19 protein-coding genes are annotated in these 16,210 nt (G+C 69.6%); 1 reads left to right on the plus strand and 18 read right to left on the minus strand.

Annotation, left to right across the window (positions count from 1 at the left end; translation table 11 throughout):
* Window position 1: 1 nt before the first annotated feature.
* Together ACYQ0J_RS04765 and ACYQ0J_RS04770 are read right to left on the minus strand one after the other, a co-directional pair.
* Window positions 2-1,234, minus strand: a complete 1,233-nt coding sequence (locus ACYQ0J_RS04765) for an ABC transporter substrate-binding protein (protein ID WP_460171037.1) — start codon at window positions 1,232-1,234, stop codon at window positions 2-4.
* A gap of 57 nt (window positions 1,235-1,291) precedes the next feature.
* Window positions 1,292-2,269 carry a LacI family DNA-binding transcriptional regulator gene (locus ACYQ0J_RS04770; protein ID WP_460171038.1) on the minus strand — a complete coding sequence of 326 codons (978 nt, stop codon included), beginning with the start codon at window positions 2,267-2,269 and terminating at the stop codon, window positions 1,292-1,294.
* Between the two features lie 80 nt (window positions 2,270-2,349).
* Here ACYQ0J_RS04770 and ACYQ0J_RS04775 point away from each other — a divergent pair, with 80 nt between their 5' ends.
* Window positions 2,350-2,868 (plus strand): DUF421 domain-containing protein, encoded by a 519-nt coding sequence (locus tag ACYQ0J_RS04775; protein WP_460171039.1) that lies wholly within the window; start codon window positions 2,350-2,352, stop codon window positions 2,866-2,868.
* Here the strand turns inward: ACYQ0J_RS04775 and ACYQ0J_RS04780 are convergent.
* From ACYQ0J_RS04780 to ACYQ0J_RS04855, 16 genes are all read right to left on the minus strand, one after another.
* Window positions 2,865-3,800 (minus strand): PIG-L deacetylase family protein, encoded by a 936-nt coding sequence (locus ACYQ0J_RS04780; protein ID WP_460171040.1) that lies wholly within the window; start codon window positions 3,798-3,800, stop codon window positions 2,865-2,867. The genes ACYQ0J_RS04775 and ACYQ0J_RS04780 overlap by 4 nt on opposite strands.
* The gene (locus ACYQ0J_RS04785) at window positions 3,797-5,056 is read right to left on the minus strand and encodes a sensor histidine kinase (RefSeq protein ID WP_460171041.1); all 1,260 of its coding nucleotides are present in this window, start codon (window positions 5,054-5,056) and stop codon (window positions 3,797-3,799) included. Before ACYQ0J_RS04785 ends, ACYQ0J_RS04780 begins: the two co-directional genes overlap by 4 nt.
* Window positions 5,053-5,706 (minus strand): response regulator transcription factor, encoded by a 654-nt coding sequence (locus ACYQ0J_RS04790; RefSeq protein ID WP_460171042.1) that lies wholly within the window; start codon window positions 5,704-5,706, stop codon window positions 5,053-5,055. The genes ACYQ0J_RS04785 and ACYQ0J_RS04790 overlap by 4 nt, the downstream gene beginning before the upstream one ends.
* Window positions 5,681-6,331 (minus strand): phosphatase PAP2 family protein, encoded by a 651-nt coding sequence (locus tag ACYQ0J_RS04795; protein WP_460171043.1) that lies wholly within the window; start codon window positions 6,329-6,331, stop codon window positions 5,681-5,683. The genes ACYQ0J_RS04790 and ACYQ0J_RS04795 overlap by 26 nt, the downstream gene beginning before the upstream one ends.
* A gap of 170 nt (window positions 6,332-6,501) precedes the next feature.
* Complete coding sequence (locus ACYQ0J_RS04800; protein ID WP_460171044.1) at window positions 6,502-6,927, minus strand: PepSY domain-containing protein; 426 nt, start codon at window positions 6,925-6,927, stop codon at window positions 6,502-6,504.
* 164 nt (window positions 6,928-7,091) lie between these two features.
* Entirely contained in the window at window positions 7,092-7,292 is a 201-nt protein-coding gene (locus ACYQ0J_RS04805; protein ID WP_460171045.1) for a Sec-independent protein translocase subunit TatA/TatB, read from the minus strand.
* Between the two features lie 135 nt (window positions 7,293-7,427).
* Window positions 7,428-7,928, minus strand: coding sequence for a VIT1/CCC1 transporter family protein (locus ACYQ0J_RS04810; protein WP_460171046.1), 501 nt, complete (start codon window positions 7,926-7,928; stop codon window positions 7,428-7,430).
* 51 nt (window positions 7,929-7,979) lie between these two features.
* A complete protein-coding gene (locus tag ACYQ0J_RS04815; RefSeq protein WP_460171047.1) occupies window positions 7,980-8,330 on the minus strand; it encodes a DUF1634 domain-containing protein in 351 nt (116 codons plus the stop codon).
* Between the two features lie 2 nt (window positions 8,331-8,332).
* Window positions 8,333-9,169, minus strand: a complete 837-nt coding sequence (locus tag ACYQ0J_RS04820) for a sulfite exporter TauE/SafE family protein (protein WP_460171048.1) — start codon at window positions 9,167-9,169, stop codon at window positions 8,333-8,335.
* A 9-nt stretch (window positions 9,170-9,178) separates the two neighbouring features.
* Window positions 9,179-9,787 (minus strand): Rieske (2Fe-2S) protein, encoded by a 609-nt coding sequence (locus ACYQ0J_RS04825; RefSeq protein WP_460171049.1) that lies wholly within the window; start codon window positions 9,785-9,787, stop codon window positions 9,179-9,181.
* A gap of 2 nt (window positions 9,788-9,789) precedes the next feature.
* Window positions 9,790-12,078, minus strand: a complete 2,289-nt coding sequence (locus tag ACYQ0J_RS04830; protein ID WP_460171050.1) for a glycoside hydrolase family 15 protein — start codon at window positions 12,076-12,078, stop codon at window positions 9,790-9,792.
* A gap of 4 nt (window positions 12,079-12,082) precedes the next feature.
* Complete coding sequence (locus tag ACYQ0J_RS04835) at window positions 12,083-12,706, minus strand: 6-phosphogluconolactonase (protein WP_460171051.1); 624 nt, start codon at window positions 12,704-12,706, stop codon at window positions 12,083-12,085.
* Window positions 12,696-13,595 (minus strand): NADP-dependent phosphogluconate dehydrogenase, encoded by a 900-nt coding sequence (locus tag ACYQ0J_RS04840; RefSeq protein WP_460171052.1) that lies wholly within the window; start codon window positions 13,593-13,595, stop codon window positions 12,696-12,698. Before ACYQ0J_RS04840 ends, ACYQ0J_RS04835 begins: the two co-directional genes overlap by 11 nt.
* Window positions 13,592-14,956, minus strand: coding sequence for a glucose-6-phosphate dehydrogenase (NADP(+)) (locus tag ACYQ0J_RS04845; protein WP_460171053.1), 1,365 nt, complete (start codon window positions 14,954-14,956; stop codon window positions 13,592-13,594). The genes ACYQ0J_RS04840 and ACYQ0J_RS04845 overlap by 4 nt, the downstream gene beginning before the upstream one ends.
* Window positions 14,953-15,312 carry a c-type cytochrome gene (locus ACYQ0J_RS04850; protein WP_460171054.1) on the minus strand — a complete coding sequence of 120 codons (360 nt, stop codon included), beginning with the start codon at window positions 15,310-15,312 and terminating at the stop codon, window positions 14,953-14,955. Before ACYQ0J_RS04850 ends, ACYQ0J_RS04845 begins: the two co-directional genes overlap by 4 nt.
* Window positions 15,313-15,573: 261 nt before the next feature.
* Entirely contained in the window at window positions 15,574-16,209 is a 636-nt protein-coding gene (locus tag ACYQ0J_RS04855) for a hypothetical protein (RefSeq protein ID WP_460171055.1), read from the minus strand.
* Window position 16,210 lies beyond the last annotated feature (1 nt).

Consider the following 16,210-nt stretch of genomic DNA (forward strand, 5'->3'; position numbering starts at 1 on the left):
CTTACCTTCTACCCGTGAGCCGGTCCAGGGCGGCCTGGGCGTCCCGGAGCGCCTGGTCCACGCCCTTCTGGCCGGTCATCACCGCCAGCAAGGCATCGTTGATGGGCCGCATCCAGTCCCCCCCGTAGCCCAGGAACTTAAAGGGGTAGACCCTCCCGCCTTGCGCGGTAGAGCCCTGGAAGACGATGCGGTTCAGCTCAGGTTCCTTTCCGGGCCGCTGGAAGTAGGGGTTGTTGGCCAGGGCCCGGCGGCTGGGGATGGCGAGACCCCGTTCCAGCACCCACTGCTGGGCCTCGGGGGAGGTGAGGGCCTTGAGGACCTTGGCCGCGGCCTGCTTGTTCTTGCTGGCGGCGTTCATGCTCCAGGAAACCGTGAAGACGAAGTTGCCCCGCTGCTTGGTGACCGGGTCCAGGGGCAGGAAGGTGGTGCCGTAGCGCATGTTGGGGGCCTTGTCGCGGAGGAAGCCCGCGATCCAGGCTCCCTCGAGGGCCGTGGCCGCCTTTTCCCCACCGAAGCAGCCGCCGGTCCAGCCCTCGCCCAGATCCTGGGCGAACCGGGCTGCCCCGCGCCTGACCAGACCGGTATACCACTCGAAGGCCCGGCGGAAGTTCTGGTCCAAGACGGTGTGTCCCTTCTCGTCAAAGGGCTTCCAGCCCGTGGCGAAGGCGAAGGCCCCAAAGCGGGCGAAGTCGGCCACCACGCACAGGCCCGCCACGTCCTTCAGCTTGGCCTGCACCTGGCGGAGCTTGGCCTCAAAGGTCTCCCAGGTGTCCTGCTGGTGCGGGTAAGGGACCCCGGCCTCGTCGAACAAGTCCCGGTTGAACTGGAGGGCCAGGGTGTTGAAGTCCTTGGGGATGCCGTAGAGCCTCCCCTTGTAGGTGAAGGCCTGGATGAGGTTGGGCAGGAACTCCCCCACCTCCTGCCGGGTGAAGTAAGCGTCCAGGGGCTCAACCCTCCCCGTGGCGAAGAGGCTTTCCGACCAGAAGATGTCCACGTAGAAGAGGTCCGGCGCCGTCCCGGCGGAAAGGGCGTTGAAGAGCCACTGGGTATAGTCCCCCTCAATGGGCTCGTAGAGAACCCGGATGCCTTCCCGGTCCAGCTTGGGCTGGACCACCTCCTTCAGCAGACCGTTGACGATGGCAATGTCCGTACCGCCCCAGCCCGAGATGCGCACCTGGGTCTGGGCCAGGGCAAAGGCCAAAAGGGCAAAGACGGCGATCAAAAACCTGCGCATACCCACCTCCTTTAGCGAAACCAGAAGCCGTTGGCCCGATGCTCGAGTTTCGTCCTCCTATCCCACCCCCTTTCGGGCGCTGGTGCCCCGGGGCACCAGGTAAACCGGCACGCGCCGCCCCACGGGCGTGCCCCCCTGCATGGCCTCCTTGAGCAGGCGGACCGCCTCTTGGGCGATGGTGGGGATGTCCTGGTGCACGGTGGTGACCTTGCGCTCCAGGTCCGGCAGGTCGTCGTAGCCCACCAGGCTCACGTCCTCGGGCACCCTTAGGCCGAGGTCCTCGAGGGCCGCCCAGGCCCCCAGGGCCATCTCGTCGGAGGCGGCGAAGAGGGCGGTGAAGCGCAAGCCCTCCTCCCAGGCCCGCCGCACCGCCCGGTAGGCGGCGAGGGCTTCGAAGTTCCCGTCCAGGACCATCTCGGAACGGAAGGGGAGGCCGGCTTCCACGAGGGCCTTCTTGTACCCCAAAAGGCGGTCCCGCCCCGCCTGGTGGTGCAGGTGCCCGGTGATGAGGGCGATCTCCCGGTGGCCCAGCTCCAGGAGGTGCCGGGTGGCTTGGTAGCCCCCCTCCGTGTCGTCGGGGGCCACCCAGAACGCCCCGGGGTAGGTGCCGATGAGGACGAACGGCTCTCCTCTAGCCTGGAGGGCCTCGATCCGCGGGTCATGGTCATGGGCCCCCAGGAGGAGGTAGGCGCGGGCCTGGGCCAGGGGCAGGCCGCGGGGATCGGTGGGCACCTCGGTGACCCGCAACCCCTCGCGCCAAAGGGCCTCGGAGAGGGCTTCCAGGAGCAAGGCGAAGTAAGGGGTGTAGCGGCGCACCCCAGGGGCAAAGAGGAGGCCGATGGCCGTGGACTTTCCCACCAGTTCCCGGGCGGCAACGCTGGGCACGAAGCCCAAGGTCTTCACCGCCTCGAGCACCCGGGCGCGGGTGGAGGGGCTTACCCCCGGACGGCCATTGAGGGCCCGGCTTACGGTGCCTACGGAAACGTTTGCTACCCGGGCGATCTCTTTGATGGTAAGAGGCTTTTTCTTACCCATCGTAAACGTTTACGACCAAGCTACTCCTCCCCCGTGCCGGCTGTCAACCCCCTCCGCCGGGGGTGGGCCAGAATGGGGTCATGGAAAGCCACCTTCGCGAGGCCCTTGGGGACCCCTTGACCGTGTTCTTCACCCTGGCGCGGGTAGGGGTAGTTTACCTGGTCCTCCTGGGCTACCTCCGCCTGAGCGGGAAACGGGTTCTGGGGCAGATGACCCCTTTGGACCTCCTCACCCTGCTCCTCCTTTCCAACGTGGTGCAAAACGCCATGATCGGACCGGACAACAGCCTGGTCGGGGGGCTGCTAGGGGCCGGCGTGCTCCTCCTTCTGGACCGCGCCCTTTCCCAGAGTCCCCTAGGCCGGCGGATGGCGGGCGAACCCACCCTTCTCGTCCACGAGGGCCGGCCCATCCCCGAGCACCTGAAGCGGGAGGGGGTGGACCTCGAGGCGCTCATGGCCGCCCTGCGGGAGCACGGGATCCTTGACCTCAAAGACGTCCTGGCCGCGGTCCTGGAGGTGGACGGCACCATCAGCGTGATCCCCAGGGACCACCTGGTGCCCAAGCGGGTGCGCAAGGTGCGGTCCACCCGAAACCGCTAGGGGGCGTAAGGGGCGAAGAGCTCGTTCCTCCGGACAAAGGCTTCCATGAAGCGGCCCAGGAGCTCCATCTGGCTCCGGTGGGCCTTCAACGCTTGCAGTTTGACCTCCTCCTCCCCGGGGCTAAGGTCCAGGCGCCGCCAGGAGAGGTGGCGCCCGCGGGGTGGGGGCTCCAGGTAAAGCCCGGGGTGGAGACCCTTCGGCAAGGGCCATTCTGTGCCCCCGTGTACCACGTAGAAGTAGAGCCTTTCCAGGGCGCCCGCCTCCCCGAGGAGCCTCAGGGCCATGTACCCCGTGGCCCGGTGGTCGGGGTGGGCATCCTCAGGGGCCGGGGCCAGGACCAGGTGGGGAGAGACCTCCCGGAGGACCCGGCGGAGGTCGGTCTCCCAGGCCTCCCCCGTGTAGGGGGCCCCGGGGGACAGGGTTCCCGCGTACGCCACCCGGGAGAGAGCGGTGGCCCGGGAATGGTAAGGAGTATAGAAATGCTCTAAAAACATGGGAAGCAGGCCCCGGTCCGGGTACCCCAGGAAGTAGAGATGGCTCTCCGGCACCCCCAGGGCCCGGGCGGCGGCCCTGGCCTCGCCCTCGCGGCGCAGGGCCAAGCTGCGGAGGTCCTCAGGGCGGGGCCTCAGGGTGCGGTCCAGGAGGGCGGCGTCCCACTGGAAGCCGTCCCCCAGGGTCATCCAGGCCACGTAGACCTCACCGCCCGAGCGAAGCACCCTCTGGATGAGCCCGGCGCAGCAGAGGCTTTCGTCGTCCGGGTGGGGAGAAAGGACCAGGAGGCGGGTGCCTGGGGGCACGGGGAAAGAGGGGAGGGCCCCCACACGGGCGCGGTAGTAGAGGGCGTAGGCCTGCTGGGTGAACCAAGGGGCGTTAATGAGGACAAAGGAGAGGAGAGCTACGGCGAGGACAAGGTAAAGCACCGGCCACCTCATCCCTTCACCCTACCATTCAGGCAGACCCTCACCCGGGCACCCCCCAGGGGGCTTTCCTCCGCCCGGGCAAAACCCCCGTGCGCCTCGGCCACCCGCCGCACCAGGGCGAGGCCGAGCCCGCTCCCTTCCCCGGACGAGAATCTGCGGAAGGGCTTAAACACCTCTTCCCGCTTTTGTGGTGGAATCCCGGGGCCATCGTCCTCCACCACGAGGCAGGGGCCGGGCTCCAGGCGGACGGCTACCCGGGTCCTGGCGTGGCGGAAGGCGTTTTCCAGGAGGTTCCGCGCCAGCGCCCGAAGGAGGTCGGGGTCACCCCGGTGGGGGAGGGTGGGGGGGAGGTCCAGCTCCAGGGCCTTCCCTTCCTTGGGGAGGTCCTCCAAGGCCTCGAGGACCACGCCCACCAGGTCCAGGGGTTCCCGCCGGAGGGGGGCGTCCGCCCGGGCCAGGAGAAGGAGGCGTTCCGAGAGGTACTTCAAGTGCAGGGCCGCCTCCAGGGCCCGTTCCAGGGGACGCCGGGGCGGGGGGTCGGCCTCGAGGGCCTGCTCCAGCCTGCCGATGAGGGCGGTAAGCGGCGTGCGGAGCTCGTGGGCCGCATGGCGCACGAAGCGCTTCTCCGACTCCAGAAGCCGCTCCAGGGAGGCCAGGAGGAGGTTCTGCGCCCGGGCGAAGCGGCCCACCTCATCTAGGTTCCCGGGCTCGGGGAGCCGGGCCCTGGGGTCCGGGGCCTGGGCGAGTTCCAGGGCCCTCCGGGCCATGCGGCCCAAAGGCGCCAGGGCCCTGCCCGAGAGGAGGTAACCCAGGAGGAAGGCCAAGGCCAAGGCCCCTGAGAAGCCCAGGAAGAGGACGCGCTCCACCCGGTCCATGGCCCGGTCCGCCCACTCCAGGGAGCGGGCCGCCACCAGACGGTAGCCCTCTCCCGGAAGCACGCAATAGCGCACTTCCCCGTGGCTGAAGCAGCCAGCCTGGAGCCGGGGGGGCGGGGGAAAGACCGGTCCCTGCCGGGCCACCACCTGTCCGCCTACCACCAGGTAAAGGGCGAGGTCGGCGGGCAGGGCCCCCCGCTCCCCCTCCAGGCGAAAGCGGCCCTCCTCCTCGTTCACCAGGGGGTGGGCGAGGAGGAGGGCGTCCTGGAGCGTGGCGTCCAAGGCCCCGTAAAGGGCGGACCGCAGGGCGTAGCGCAGGAAGAGGCCAAGCCCCCCGAGGACGAGGCCCAGGAGGAGGACGTAGAAGAGGGTGAGGCGTAGGCGCAGGGTCATCCCACAAAGGTATAGCCGAGGCCCCGCTCGGTGCGGATGGCGTCCTCGGCCAGCTTCTTCCTCAGGCGGTACACGTAGACGTCCACCGCCTTGGGGTCCACCCCCTCCTCCCCGGCCCAGACCTTTTCCAGGAGCACCTCCCGGGGGTAGTGGCCCCCGGCGTTCAGGGCCAGAAAAGCCAAGAGGGCGAACTCCCGGCCCGAGAGCCTGGCCTCCTTCCCCATCCAATAGGCCCGCCTGCCCTCCAGGTCCAGGACGAGCCTCCCCCGCACCACCAGGTTGGTGGCCTCCCCGTGGGCCCGGCGGAGCAGCGCCCGCACCCTGGCCCGGAGCTCCTTAAGGTGGAAGGGCTTGACCAGGTAGTCGTCGGCCCCTCCCTCCAGGCCCTCCACCCGGTCCTCCACCTCCCCGCGGGCGGTGAGCATGAGGACGGGAAGGCGCCACTTTGGGCGCATCCGCCGTAGGAGGGTAAAGCCGTCCATGCCCGGCAACATCACGTCCAGGATGGCCAGATCATAGGGGAAGGCCTCGAGAAGCCCCAGCCCCTCCTCCGCGCTCGCCGCCCAGTCCACGGCGTATCCCTCGGCCTCCAGGGTCTCCTTCACCAGCTCCCCCACCTGGGGGTCATCCTCCACCAAGAGAAGCCGCATCCCGCCTTCCCAGGATAAGGCGCAGGCCCAAGAACCAGGCCGCGGTGAGGGCCCAGCCCGCCAGGACATCGGAGGGGTAGTGCACCTGGAGGTAGAGCCGGGAAAGGGCCACGAGGAAGGCCCAGGGAAGGCCCAGCCCCAGGGCCCAATGCGCCTTCCTCCCCTTTCCTTCCCACAGCCAGTAGAGCCCCAACACCAAGGCCAGGCTGGCCATGGTGTGCCCGGAGGGGAAGCTGAAGTCGTGCTCGGGGGCAAGCTGGGGGAAGAGGTGGGGGCGGGGGCGGGCGAAGAGGTACTTGCCGGTGAGGTTAAGGGCCTCGGCTCCCCCGAGGAGGAGGAGGAACCTGGGCCAGGAAAGCCCCCTCCTCCAGGCTCCGAGGAGCACGCCCGCCGCCACCAAGGTCAGGACGGGGAGGGAGGCGCTTTGGGTCAGGAGCCGGGCCAGGCCGTCCCAAAAGGGCGAGCGCAGGGCGTGGAACCACGTGAGGATGGGCCGGTCAAAGGAGAACCCCTCGTGGCGGTACACGTCTTCGGCGAGTTCCAGGAAGACGAAGAGGGCAAGGGCGAGCCCCCCGTAAAGCGCGAGGGGCTTTGCCCAAAGGGGAAGGGAGGGCTTGGGGGACATGGCTACTTCCCAGAGGAGCCCTCTCCACGGGCCACTTCCACGGGTCCGAGGGTCGGCCAGGCCCGGGCCATAGCCAGGCCGAGGGCGGGGAGGGGGAGGGATAGGGCTCGGTTCATAGGGACCTCCGTGAAGGGGGGCCCCGGGGAGGAGCCCCCCTTCGGTCTAAAGGGCTACTCGCCCTCCGTGCCCTCCACCTCGCCCGAGCCCTCGTGTTCCTCGTGGGCCGAGCCCCTGTCCTCCTCCTGCCCGTAGGCCTCCTGGTGGAGCACCTGGCCCGTGCCCGCGTCCACCTTCACCTCCTGGCCCGCAAGCACCACCTCCCACACCAGGTAGCCGTTTTCCACCCCGAGCTGGACCTTGGCGGGGGCGGCCTGGGTGTTAAGGGCCTTCTGGGCAATGGCCACGGCCTCCTGCTGGCTCACCTTGGCCAGGGAGAGGTAGGTCTGCGCCTCCTGGGCCTCGTCCCGGCCCTCCTGCACGGGGAAGCTCCCCTGGTAGCCGGGGCTTTGCGCCCCCTTCTGGACCTTGTCCGCCAGGCTGAACCCGAGGGCCGCGAGGGCCGTTACCGAAAGACCAACTGCCGCAAGCTTCTTCATGGCTTCCTCCTTCTGCCCCGGGGGCTTCCCCCTTGGGCGACTTTAGGATGGGCGGGGAAGGTAACACGAGGGTAAAAGGAGGGGCCCACCTGGGTAAGGGGCGATAGACCTTCGCGCGGGCTACACCCCGCCCGAGCGCGGGGCCCAGGTCCATCCCCCTAGGCCTAACCCTTTTTAGGTCCTTCTCCCCCGGGCTCTAGGGGCTTGGCCTCCTCCTTGGCCTCTTCCACGATGCCCTCCACGCTCCGCTTAAACTCCCGCACGGACTGGCCGAGGCCCCGGGCGAGCTCGGGGAGCTTCTTTGGGCCGAAGAGGAGGAGGGCTACCACCAGGATGGCAATGAGCTGGGCCGGGCTGTCAATCATAGCCTAAGTGTCTCTGGCCCACCTGAATCCAGGCTGAAGCCCCTGGCGCCGCTTTTCCCAGGCCTCGCGAGGCGCGCTACCAGGCGGTTTTGGCCTCCACCCGGCGCACGCACCGCTGCGGAGATCCCCAAGCGCCTAGCTTCCCCCCAGGCGTCCTAGCGTTAGCCCCACCAGGAAGACCAAGCCTCCACCCAGGATGACCTGGGCCACCGTCTGGACCAGGGGGCTTTGCATGAAGTGGTAGCGGATGTAGGCGATGGCGAGGAGTTCCAGCACCACCACGGCCGAGGCCAAGGCGAGGGCAACGCGGATGTGGGGAATCAGGAAGGGGAGGGTGTGGAACATCCCTCCGAGAAAGGTGGCCAGGCCCGTGACGCCGCCCCGAAGGACAGGGCTACCCCTGCCCGTCACCTTACCGTCGTCGGAAAGGGCCTCGGCCAGGCCCATGGAGAGCGCGGCCCCCAGGGCGGCGGCTACACCCACCAGGAAGGCATCGTGGGGATTCCGCGTGAGCCCGGCGGCGGCGAAGAGGGGGGCGAGGGTGGAGACGGAGCCGTCCATGAGGCCGAGGAGCCCGGGTTGAACCACTTGCAGGACAAACCGATGGTCCTCGTGGGTGGGCATGCGGGTTTCCATGGGCTCAGATTAGCGTGGGGGAACAATTAATGCAAGTAGTAACTACTTGTATTAAAGTACCCCCAAGAGGCTCAGCACCAGGACAAGAAGCACCCAGAGGGACACGCCCATGTAGAACCGGTCCCCTTCCAAGCCGAAGAGCAGGGCCGAGAGGGCTACCCGGGCCACGGGGGTGAGGATCAGAACCCATAGGCCAAGGGGCACGAGGGTCTCCAGATGGCCCCGGATAAGCTGCCGTACGAGGGGGATGGGAGCCCAGCCCGCGGATCCCAAGGGGGTACGGAGAAGCTCCTGGGCAGGCACGTCCCAATGGGCCGCCAGCACGCCCAATCCCCCCAGGAAAACCAGTAGGGCGGCCAGGAGGACGCCTCCCCGCAGGACCAGGCTGAGGAGGAGGGCCACCGTTACCCCCAGACCCCCTGGGCCAACATCTCAAGGCCCAGAAGGGCGATGACCCCGGTGAAGAGAAGCCTCAGCCCCGCCACCCGGGCCCCCGGGAGGATCCTGGCCCCGAGGAGGGCCCCCAGGAGGACCCCTAACATCACGGGGAAGGCCAGGTCCGGGTGGATGAACCCGTTCTTTAAATAGATCCCCGCGCTGGCCGCGGCGGTGACCCCGATCATGAAGTTGGAGGTGGTGGTGGACACCTTGTAGGGGAGGCCCATGACCCGATCCATGGCCAGGACCTTCACCGCCCCCGAGCCGATGCCCAAGAGCCCGGACAGGAGACCCGCAAGCCCCATGAGCGCCAACCCCGGCACGACCCGGTGGACCCGGTAAGGGATCGGGCCTCGAGGACCGGGATAGGTGCCCTCGAGGCGGAGGCGCAAGGCCAGGGGGTCGGAAGGCCGGGGGTCGGCCAGGCCCTCCTGCTCCAGTTTTCCCAGGCTGGTATAGGCGGCGTGAAGCAGGACCAGGCCGAAGACCCCCGCCACCACCCGATGGGGCAGAAGGGCGGTGAGGGTGGCCCCGGCCACCGCCCCCAGGGTGGTGGCCACCTCCAGGAGCATCCCCACCCGCAGGTTGGTGAAGCCCTCCCGCACGTAGGCTGCCGCCGCCCCGCTGCTGGTGGCGATCACCGACACCAGGGAGGCCCCCAGGGCCAGCTTCAGATCCACCCCGAAGAGGAGGGTGAGCAAGGGCACCAGGACCACCCCGCCCCCGAGGCCCGTCAAAGCCCCCACGAGCCCTGCCCCGAGGCTTCCCAGGAAGACCAGCAGGGCGAAGTCCAGGTAGTTCATGCCCCAAGCCTACCCCACCACGCCCACGGGTCCTGTGAAAGGCCCCGTCACCACTAGCTGACCCCCTTCCACCTTCACGGGAAGCAGGGGGAGGGGCCTCGGGGCTGGGCCCGCCACCACCCGGTCGTCGTACGCGTTGAACTCGCTTCCATGACAGGGGCACTGCAGGATCCCCCCCTGGTGCCATAGGCTCACGATGCACCCAAGGTGGGTGCAGACCGCCGAGTAGACCACCACCCCCTGGTCCGCGTGGCGGGCCACCTCGGGGGTGAGGCGGTTGGGGTCCAGGCGGAGCACGAGGAGCGTGTTCTTGGGGTCCCCGCTCCGCACCGTCCCGGTCTTGGGATCCATGGGATAGGCGAGAAGGGGTGGCCCTCCTAGGGGTAAGGCGGTGGGGTCCAGGGGCTCCCCCTGGGCGTGGCCGGTGGCGTGGACCAGGACGTCCCCCACCTGGGGAGGGAGGCGGTCTAGGTTGTGGCTCGGCTTGGGGACCAGGTCCTTGGCCACCAGCAGGGCCGAGAGCGTGGCGAAGCCGAGGCTGGTGCCCATGAGCGTGAGCACCAGCCGCCTTTCTCGCTTAAGCTTGGGGTCCTCCCGTTCCATGTCTTCCCGTTCCATGGCTACCGCCTCCCTATGGAATAATCCCGCCCTTCCCAGCGGTTCTCCTCGGGGAAGTAGAAGGTGAAGTCCAGACGCTCGTGCCCCTCGAGGTCCAAGAGCACCCCGTACAGCCCGAAGGGAAGGGGCTCGCTCTCCACCTCCCGTACGCCTTGCCAACCGTCAAACCCCATGTGGAGGACGAAGGGCCGCCTTTCCTCCACCAAAAGGCGCTCCCCCGGGGCCAAGGCCTGGAGGGGCACTTCCCGCCGGAAGTGGCGTACCTGGGGCTTAGACCTCCCCTCGAGGTAGCGGGCGGCCACCCGTCCCAGGCGTTCGGGGGGTGCCTTCCCCCGGGTCCAGGCCAGGTAGAGCTTCAGGTACTCGGCGTGGGCCCAGACAAGGGGCTGGGCGCTTCCCGTGGGCTTACCCGGGAAGAGGTTCCGCTCGGGGATGGGAGAGGCGTCCCACACCTGCTCCGGGATCAGCCCCCCTCGGCCCGTGCTCCCGGCCATGGAGGCCAGGTAAGGAAGAGGATCCTCCCCCAAGAGGAAGGCGGCCATCCCGCGTTCCCCGGTGAGAAGGGGCCAGGCGCGCCCCTTGCCGGTGCCGTCAAAGGGCCTACCATCCCCATGCTCCCCGTAGCCGTCCTCAGGGTAGCGGTGATAGAAAGCCCCCGTGGGGGTCGCCACCCGGAGAAGCGCGTCCGCAAGGCGTAGGGAGTCCTGGATCCGGGGGTCATGGGCCGGCCTCAAGCCCAGCCGGAGGAGCGCCAGGAACTCAAGCCCCACCAGGGCTGCGGGCTCCAGGCTCACCCCTACCCGGTTTTTCACCTCCACCCGCCCCCTCGGGCCCAGGGCCCCCGGAGGGGCAAGGCGCACGTAGTGGCCCCGGGTGCCGTGGGCTTGGTCCAGGGCGGTCCCCTCCACGTAGGTCCACTCCTCTATGCGGGCGTTCCAGCAGTCGGCGAGGGAGAGGGCATAGGCCGCCTCTTCTCCTTCCACGAGCCCGTAGAGGGCGGCCGCCGCCAGGGCAGCCACGGTGACCGCCAGGGTGAAGGGGGAAAGCCCCGGATTCTCCTCCCAGCGGTCCTGGGGGCTCACCGGTCCTTCGCGGGCCAGGAATCCCACGGCCCCCCGCACCATGGCCCGGGCGGCCTCCACGGGGAAGGCCCCGTTGAGCCCTCCCTGCTCCTTGAGCGCGGCCGCCAGGAGAACAGGGAGGGCAGCCTCGTCCAGCTGGATCCCCCCCCAGTAGGGCCTGCCGTCGGGGAAGAAGTTCTGGGGCCAGTGGCCGTCCTCCCCCTGGGTGGCCCGGAGGTAGGCGAGGGTCTTGCGGACCTCCTCCTGGCGCCCCAGGGCCAGTTGGGCGAAGGCTGCCTCCACCGCATCCCGGGTCCAGACCAGGTGGTAGCCGCCCGGGTCGTCCCGGGTGTTGCCCCAGGGCACGGAGAGGCTCGCCACCAGGGCTCCCGGATAGGTGCGGTCCTCGTGGGCCAGCAGCACCAGGAAGGAACGGCGGGCAAGGGCCTCCAGGCCCGGATCGGGGCCCTCTAGGTCCAGGCCCGCCAGGGCCGCTTGCCACAGGGCGCGCACCCGTTCCCGTGCCCGCTCTAACCCCTCGGCGAGGGCGCTTTTCGCCAGGGTTTTGGCGCCTTCCGGCGTGATGGCGAAGGCCAGGGCGAGCGTCCCCTTGGCCTCCCGCACCTCCCCCATCAGGGCCACATTCCCGTCCTCGGCCCTGGGGAAGGTCCAGGTCATGGCCCCGTTCTTGGCAAAGTCCTGCCAGCCATCGGAGAAGCCCACGTACCCGGCGCTCCCCCGGGCGAAGGGACCCACGAGGGCCAGGGCCTCCTCCCCCTTCTGGGCCAACAAAGCCCCCTCCTCTACCCAGGCGGTGTTGCCCCAGCCCGAACCCCCGAGGTGGGGGGCGAGGAGGGGGTAGAGGCGGAAGCCCTCCCCCTCGAGGCGGTAGCCGATGAGGAGGGCGTCCCGCGTGGGGTCGGGGACGAAGGCCAGGTGCAGGCGATAGCCTTCCCCCTCGTGCACCACCTCCACCAGGGGCAACGCGGGGTCCTCCTCCAGGACCCGGTACTGGGCTACCCGCTTTACCTCCCGCCAGAAACCCTCCCTGGCCACGATGAAGCCCAGATCGCGAACCTGGGGCCGGCCCACGCTGGGCCAGAAAACCTCGTTTAGGATGCCGTGCCCCAGGGTGAACCAGAGGCGGCTCGTCCCCAAGGCGGTGCCCACCCGGTCCTTATCGCTTGAGGCCCAGGTGGGGGGGATGCCGGGCTTTCCGAAGGCCTCCACGGCTCTACACCTCCTGATCGGTGATCAGGCGCACCCTGAGGGCCGCGATCTGCCCTGGGGGCAGGTCGTTGCCCGCCCTAAGGCGGCGCACCGCTTCCCGCTTGCCCTCGCCCAAGGCCAGGAAGAGCACCTCCTCCGCCGTGGAGAGGGCCCTTGGCGTCAGGGTGAGGCGCAGGGGAGGGGGCTTGGGGCTATCGCACACCACCTCCACGAGGCGGGGGCTGTCCAAAGCGGGGTGCCCGGGGAACAGGCTCGCCGTGTGCCCGTCCTCGCCCACCCCAAGCAGGGCGAAGCCGAAGGGGAGGAGGCCCTGCACCCGGGCCTCCATGCGCTCCCGGGCCTCCTCGGGGGGAAGCCCCAGGGGGAAGGGGAGGAGGTGGTCGGCCTGGGGACCCAGGGCCTCGGCCACCCGGGCGAGGTTGGTGCCCAGGTCCCCGGGGGGGAGCCAGCGCTCGTCGGAGAGGAGGAAGGCGGTCTTGAACCGAAGCCCCCGCAGGGCGCGATAGAGGGGAAGGGGTGTGGCACCACCCGCCAGCACCCCGGAGGCCGCGTGGGCCAGGCGGTCCAGGAGCCAGGCCAAGGCGGCCTCCAGGGCCTGCGCCCGGCTGGGGAAGACTTCAACGGTCATCGCCCCTCACCACCTCGTGGCCGCCGAAGGCGTGGCGGAGGGCGGCCAAGATCCGGTGGCGGAGCCGTGCCCGGTCCTGGCTCTCCACCCGCGCGAAGAAGGCCTGGGCGATGGCGGGAAGGCTCACCCGCCGCTCCAACGCCTCCCTCAGGGCCCAGCGGGCCTCGCCGGTCTCGGCGACGACGGGGGCGATGTCCTCCACCCCCTCGGCGAGGACCTCCGCCAGGAGGTCCAGGAGGAAACCGCGGACGATCGTTCCCTGCCTCCAGCCCGAGACCACCTTGGCCGGGTCCAGACCAAGCTCCCTGCCCGCAGCGAGAAGCTCCACCCCCTCGGCGTAGGCCTCCATGAGGCCGTACTCAATGGCGTTGTGCACCATCTTGGCGTAATGGCCGGCGCCGGGCCCCCCGGCGTGGACCAGGCCACCCCCTGCGGGGGCCAAGGCCAGCAGGTAGGGCCAGAAGGCCTCCACGTGGACCTGGTCACCCCCCACCATAAGCCCGTACCCTTCCACCTCCCCGCGCACGCCCCCGGAGACGCCCACGTCCACGAAGCCGATACCCCTTTGCGCCAGGGTCTGGCTGCGGCGGAGGCTGTCCTTGTAAAAGCTGTTGCCCCCATCGGCCACCCGGTCGCCCGGGCGCAAAAGGGGCATCAGGGCCTGCAAAACCCCCTCCACGGCCTCCTGGGGGACCATCAGCCAGAAGAGCCGGGGTGCCTCGGTGCCCTCCGCCAGGGCCTCGAGGCTTGCCCGTACCCAGACCCCCTCGGCCTCGGCCCGCTCCCGGGCCCCAGGGTCCTCGTCGAAGCCCACCACCTTCAGGCCCTGGCGGTGCCAACGCCGGGCCATGCCCAGGCCCATCCTCCCCAAGCCCACCAGCCGGATCATCCTGCACCTCCTAGGGGGAGCCAAGCGTGGCCGAATTCCAGGATTCCCTGGGCCGACTCCGGCCCCTCGCTCCCCTCGGGGTAGACCTCGGGTTCGCCCTCCCGCCAGGCCCTTAGCACCGGGTCCACGATGCTCCAGGCCGCCTCCACCTCCTCCTCTGAGGGGAAGTGGCTGAGGTCGCCGTGGAGCACGGCCAGGAGCTGTTCCTCATAGGCGGTGTGCTCCGGCGCCTTCTCGGGGCGAAAACGCAGCGTATGGGGCTCCAACCCATCGCCGCCGAGGGGCCTGCCGAAGAGGGTGAGGTCCAAGCCCACCTCGGGGCTTAGCCGGAAGACCAAGTAGCCGCGGCCCACGGCTCCGAAGCAGCCCGGGGGCACCGCCCGAAGGGCAAGGGCCACGTAGCCCCGGTCCCGGGCCAGGCGCTTGCCGCTCCGCAGGTAGAAGGGCACGCCCTGGAAGTGCCAGCTGTCCACGTAGAGCTTGACGGCCGCATAGGTCTCGGTGCGGCTTCCCTGGGCCGCCCCCTCCCTCCGGTAGCCCGCATACTGGCCGCGGGCAGCAAAGCCGTGGGCCCCCTCCGGGATGGGCCTCACTGCCCTCAGGATTTCCACCTTGCGGGCACGCAAAGCGGCCGCGTCCAACCGCGTGGGGGGCTCCATGGCCGTGAGGGCGAAGAGCTGCATCAGGTGGTTCTGGAGCATGTCCCTCAGGGCCCCCGCCTGGTCGTAGTAGGCGGCCCGCCCCTCGAGGCCCAGGGTTTCCGCATAGGTGATCTCCACCCATTCCACGTGGCAGCTCCGCCAAAGGGGCTCCAGGAAGCGGTTGCCGAAGCGGGTGGCCAGGAGGTTTTCCACCGCCCACTTCCCCAGGAAGTGGTCCATGCGGAAGATCTGCTCCTCGCGCCAGGAACGATGGAGGGCCTGGTTAAGGGCCTGGGCGGAGTGAAGGTCGGTGCCGAAGGGTTTTTCCACCACGATCCTGCGGAACCCATGCCGCTCCTCGGCCAGCCCCAGCGCGCCCAAGGCCACCGCGGCCTGGGCGAAGCGGGTGGGCGGCAGGGCCAGGTAGAAGACGGCATCGCCCTCGAGGCCCCGCAGGCCTTTAAGTCCCTCCGGGCTGAGGTCGGCCGCCTGGTAGCGCGTGCGCCTGCGGAGTTCGGCCCAGGCCTGGAAGTCGGCGCCGGGGAGGGTACGCAAGAAGGCCTCCAGCCGGTCCAGGGCCTCCTCGCCGCCCCAGGGCTCCCTGCCCAGGCCGATGACCTCGAGGTCCCTCACCTCTCCCCGGGCCAGGAGGCGGAGGAGGGCAGGCACGAGGAGCCTCCGGGTAAGGTCTCCGGTAAACCCCAGGACCACCAGTTTCATGGCTTCACCGGCTCCACCTTCTTGACCTCCTCCAGCACCCGGGAGGTGTACACCCCCAGGTCCTGGGGCGGGGGAAGGTGCTCTTTAAGGATGAAGTCGGGGCGGGGCTGGCTGTCCACGAAGGCGGCGATGTCCCGGGCCTCTTCCGGGGACAGGTTGGGGTTGCCCAGGGGCATGGCCCCGTGGATGAACGCCGCCAGCTTCTTCCAGTTGGCCATGCCCGCCCCGGCGTTGTAGGAGCGGGGGCCCCAGAGGGGAGGCCCCGCCTGGCCCTCCCCGTTGGCCCCGTGGCAGACGGCGCACCTCTGGACGTAAAGGGCCTTGCCCCGGCCGGGGTCCGCCTGGGCCCAGTCCACGGCCAGGGGTTTTCGGACACCCCCATGGGCCCGGCGTGGGGCGGCCCCCACCAGGAGGGAATCTGGCCGGGCAGGATACCGGCCAGAGGCCGGCTCAGACACGGCGGGAAGCGGTATTCCCCGGGCGGGACGCGGGGGTTCCTGCTGGGGTGCCGGGGTTCCGGGAGCGCGGAAGTCAACGCCTGGTCGCATGGGTCCACCTCCTCCTACGTTTATCCTTTCCAAGGAGCCTTAAGCCATCCTGAAACGATGCCTCAGACCCTAGGGCGTTCCGCCACCGCCTTCGCTGGCGGTATCCTGCCCGGAGGCGGCCTCCGCGAGAAACCCGGCCAGGGTTTCCCGCACCCGCTCCAACGGGGGCGGGTAGGCGCGCAGGCCGTCCGCCGGGTGCTCGGCCCTCCAGACCCCTTCGTCCACCAGGCGCTCCAAGGCTGCCAGGAGGCCCGCCAGGCGTAAGGCGAGGAAGCGCTCGGGGTGGAAGGACCAGGAACCCAGATGCGAGCGGGCGGCTTCTTCCGCCTCCTCCAGGGCCTGGACCTCCACCCCTAGCCTGCGCCCCACCTCCAGGAGCTCCAATAGGGCGGTGAGGAGGGGCACCTCCTTGGGCGGCTCCCCGGGGGCCCAACGCCGGAGGAGGTTCAGGGTGGCCCGTAGCTCCGACCGTAGCCCCGAAAGGTGGAACTCCAACACCTGCCGGTCCTGCTGGCACTTGAAAAGCTCGTAGCGGAGGACGGCGTTCTCCTTTAGGGCAGGGCCGGCCTCCCGGGCGAGCTGGGCGTTCTTCTCCCGGAGCAGGGCCACCTCCCCCTCGAGGCGGGCCACCGCCTCCCGCAAGGAGGCCAGCTCGGCCTCGCGCACCTCCTGGCTTGGGGCGGGCCTTCTTCGGAAGAGCGGCACG

It is taken from the genome of Thermus sp. FJN-A (assembly GCF_054655095.1).

What these genes read in the sequence shown, in the direction of transcription:
- ACYQ0J_RS04765 (WP_460171037.1), bottom strand. Translation starts at nt 1,234, where the DNA reads ATGCGCAGGTTTTTGATCGCCGTCTTTGCCCTTTTGGCCTTTGCCCTG.
- ACYQ0J_RS04770 (WP_460171038.1), bottom strand. Translation starts at nt 2,269, where the DNA reads ATGGGTAAGAAAAAGCCTCTTACCATCAAAGAGATCGCCCGGGTAGCA.
- ACYQ0J_RS04775 (WP_460171039.1), top strand. Translation starts at nt 2,350, where the DNA reads ATGGAAAGCCACCTTCGCGAGGCCCTTGGGGACCCCTTGACCGTGTTC.
- ACYQ0J_RS04780 (WP_460171040.1), bottom strand. Translation starts at nt 3,800, where the DNA reads ATGAGGTGGCCGGTGCTTTACCTTGTCCTCGCCGTAGCTCTCCTCTCC.
- ACYQ0J_RS04785 (WP_460171041.1), bottom strand. Translation starts at nt 5,056, where the DNA reads ATGACCCTGCGCCTACGCCTCACCCTCTTCTACGTCCTCCTCCTGGGC.
- ACYQ0J_RS04790 (WP_460171042.1), bottom strand. Translation starts at nt 5,706, where the DNA reads ATGCGGCTTCTCTTGGTGGAGGATGACCCCCAGGTGGGGGAGCTGGTG.
- ACYQ0J_RS04795 (WP_460171043.1), bottom strand. Translation starts at nt 6,331, where the DNA reads ATGTCCCCCAAGCCCTCCCTTCCCCTTTGGGCAAAGCCCCTCGCGCTT.
- ACYQ0J_RS04800 (WP_460171044.1), bottom strand. Translation starts at nt 6,927, where the DNA reads ATGAAGAAGCTTGCGGCAGTTGGTCTTTCGGTAACGGCCCTCGCGGCC.
- ACYQ0J_RS04805 (WP_460171045.1), bottom strand. Translation starts at nt 7,292, where the DNA reads ATGATTGACAGCCCGGCCCAGCTCATTGCCATCCTGGTGGTAGCCCTC.
- ACYQ0J_RS04810 (WP_460171046.1), bottom strand. Translation starts at nt 7,928, where the DNA reads ATGGAAACCCGCATGCCCACCCACGAGGACCATCGGTTTGTCCTGCAA.
- ACYQ0J_RS04820 (WP_460171048.1), bottom strand. Translation starts at nt 9,169, where the DNA reads ATGAACTACCTGGACTTCGCCCTGCTGGTCTTCCTGGGAAGCCTCGGG.
- ACYQ0J_RS04825 (WP_460171049.1), bottom strand. Translation starts at nt 9,787, where the DNA reads ATGGAACGGGAAGACATGGAACGGGAGGACCCCAAGCTTAAGCGAGAA.
- ACYQ0J_RS04835 (WP_460171051.1), bottom strand. Translation starts at nt 12,706, where the DNA reads ATGACCGTTGAAGTCTTCCCCAGCCGGGCGCAGGCCCTGGAGGCCGCC.
- ACYQ0J_RS04840 (WP_460171052.1), bottom strand. Translation starts at nt 13,595, where the DNA reads ATGATCCGGCTGGTGGGCTTGGGGAGGATGGGCCTGGGCATGGCCCGG.
- ACYQ0J_RS04845 (WP_460171053.1), bottom strand. Translation starts at nt 14,956, where the DNA reads ATGAAACTGGTGGTCCTGGGGTTTACCGGAGACCTTACCCGGAGGCTC.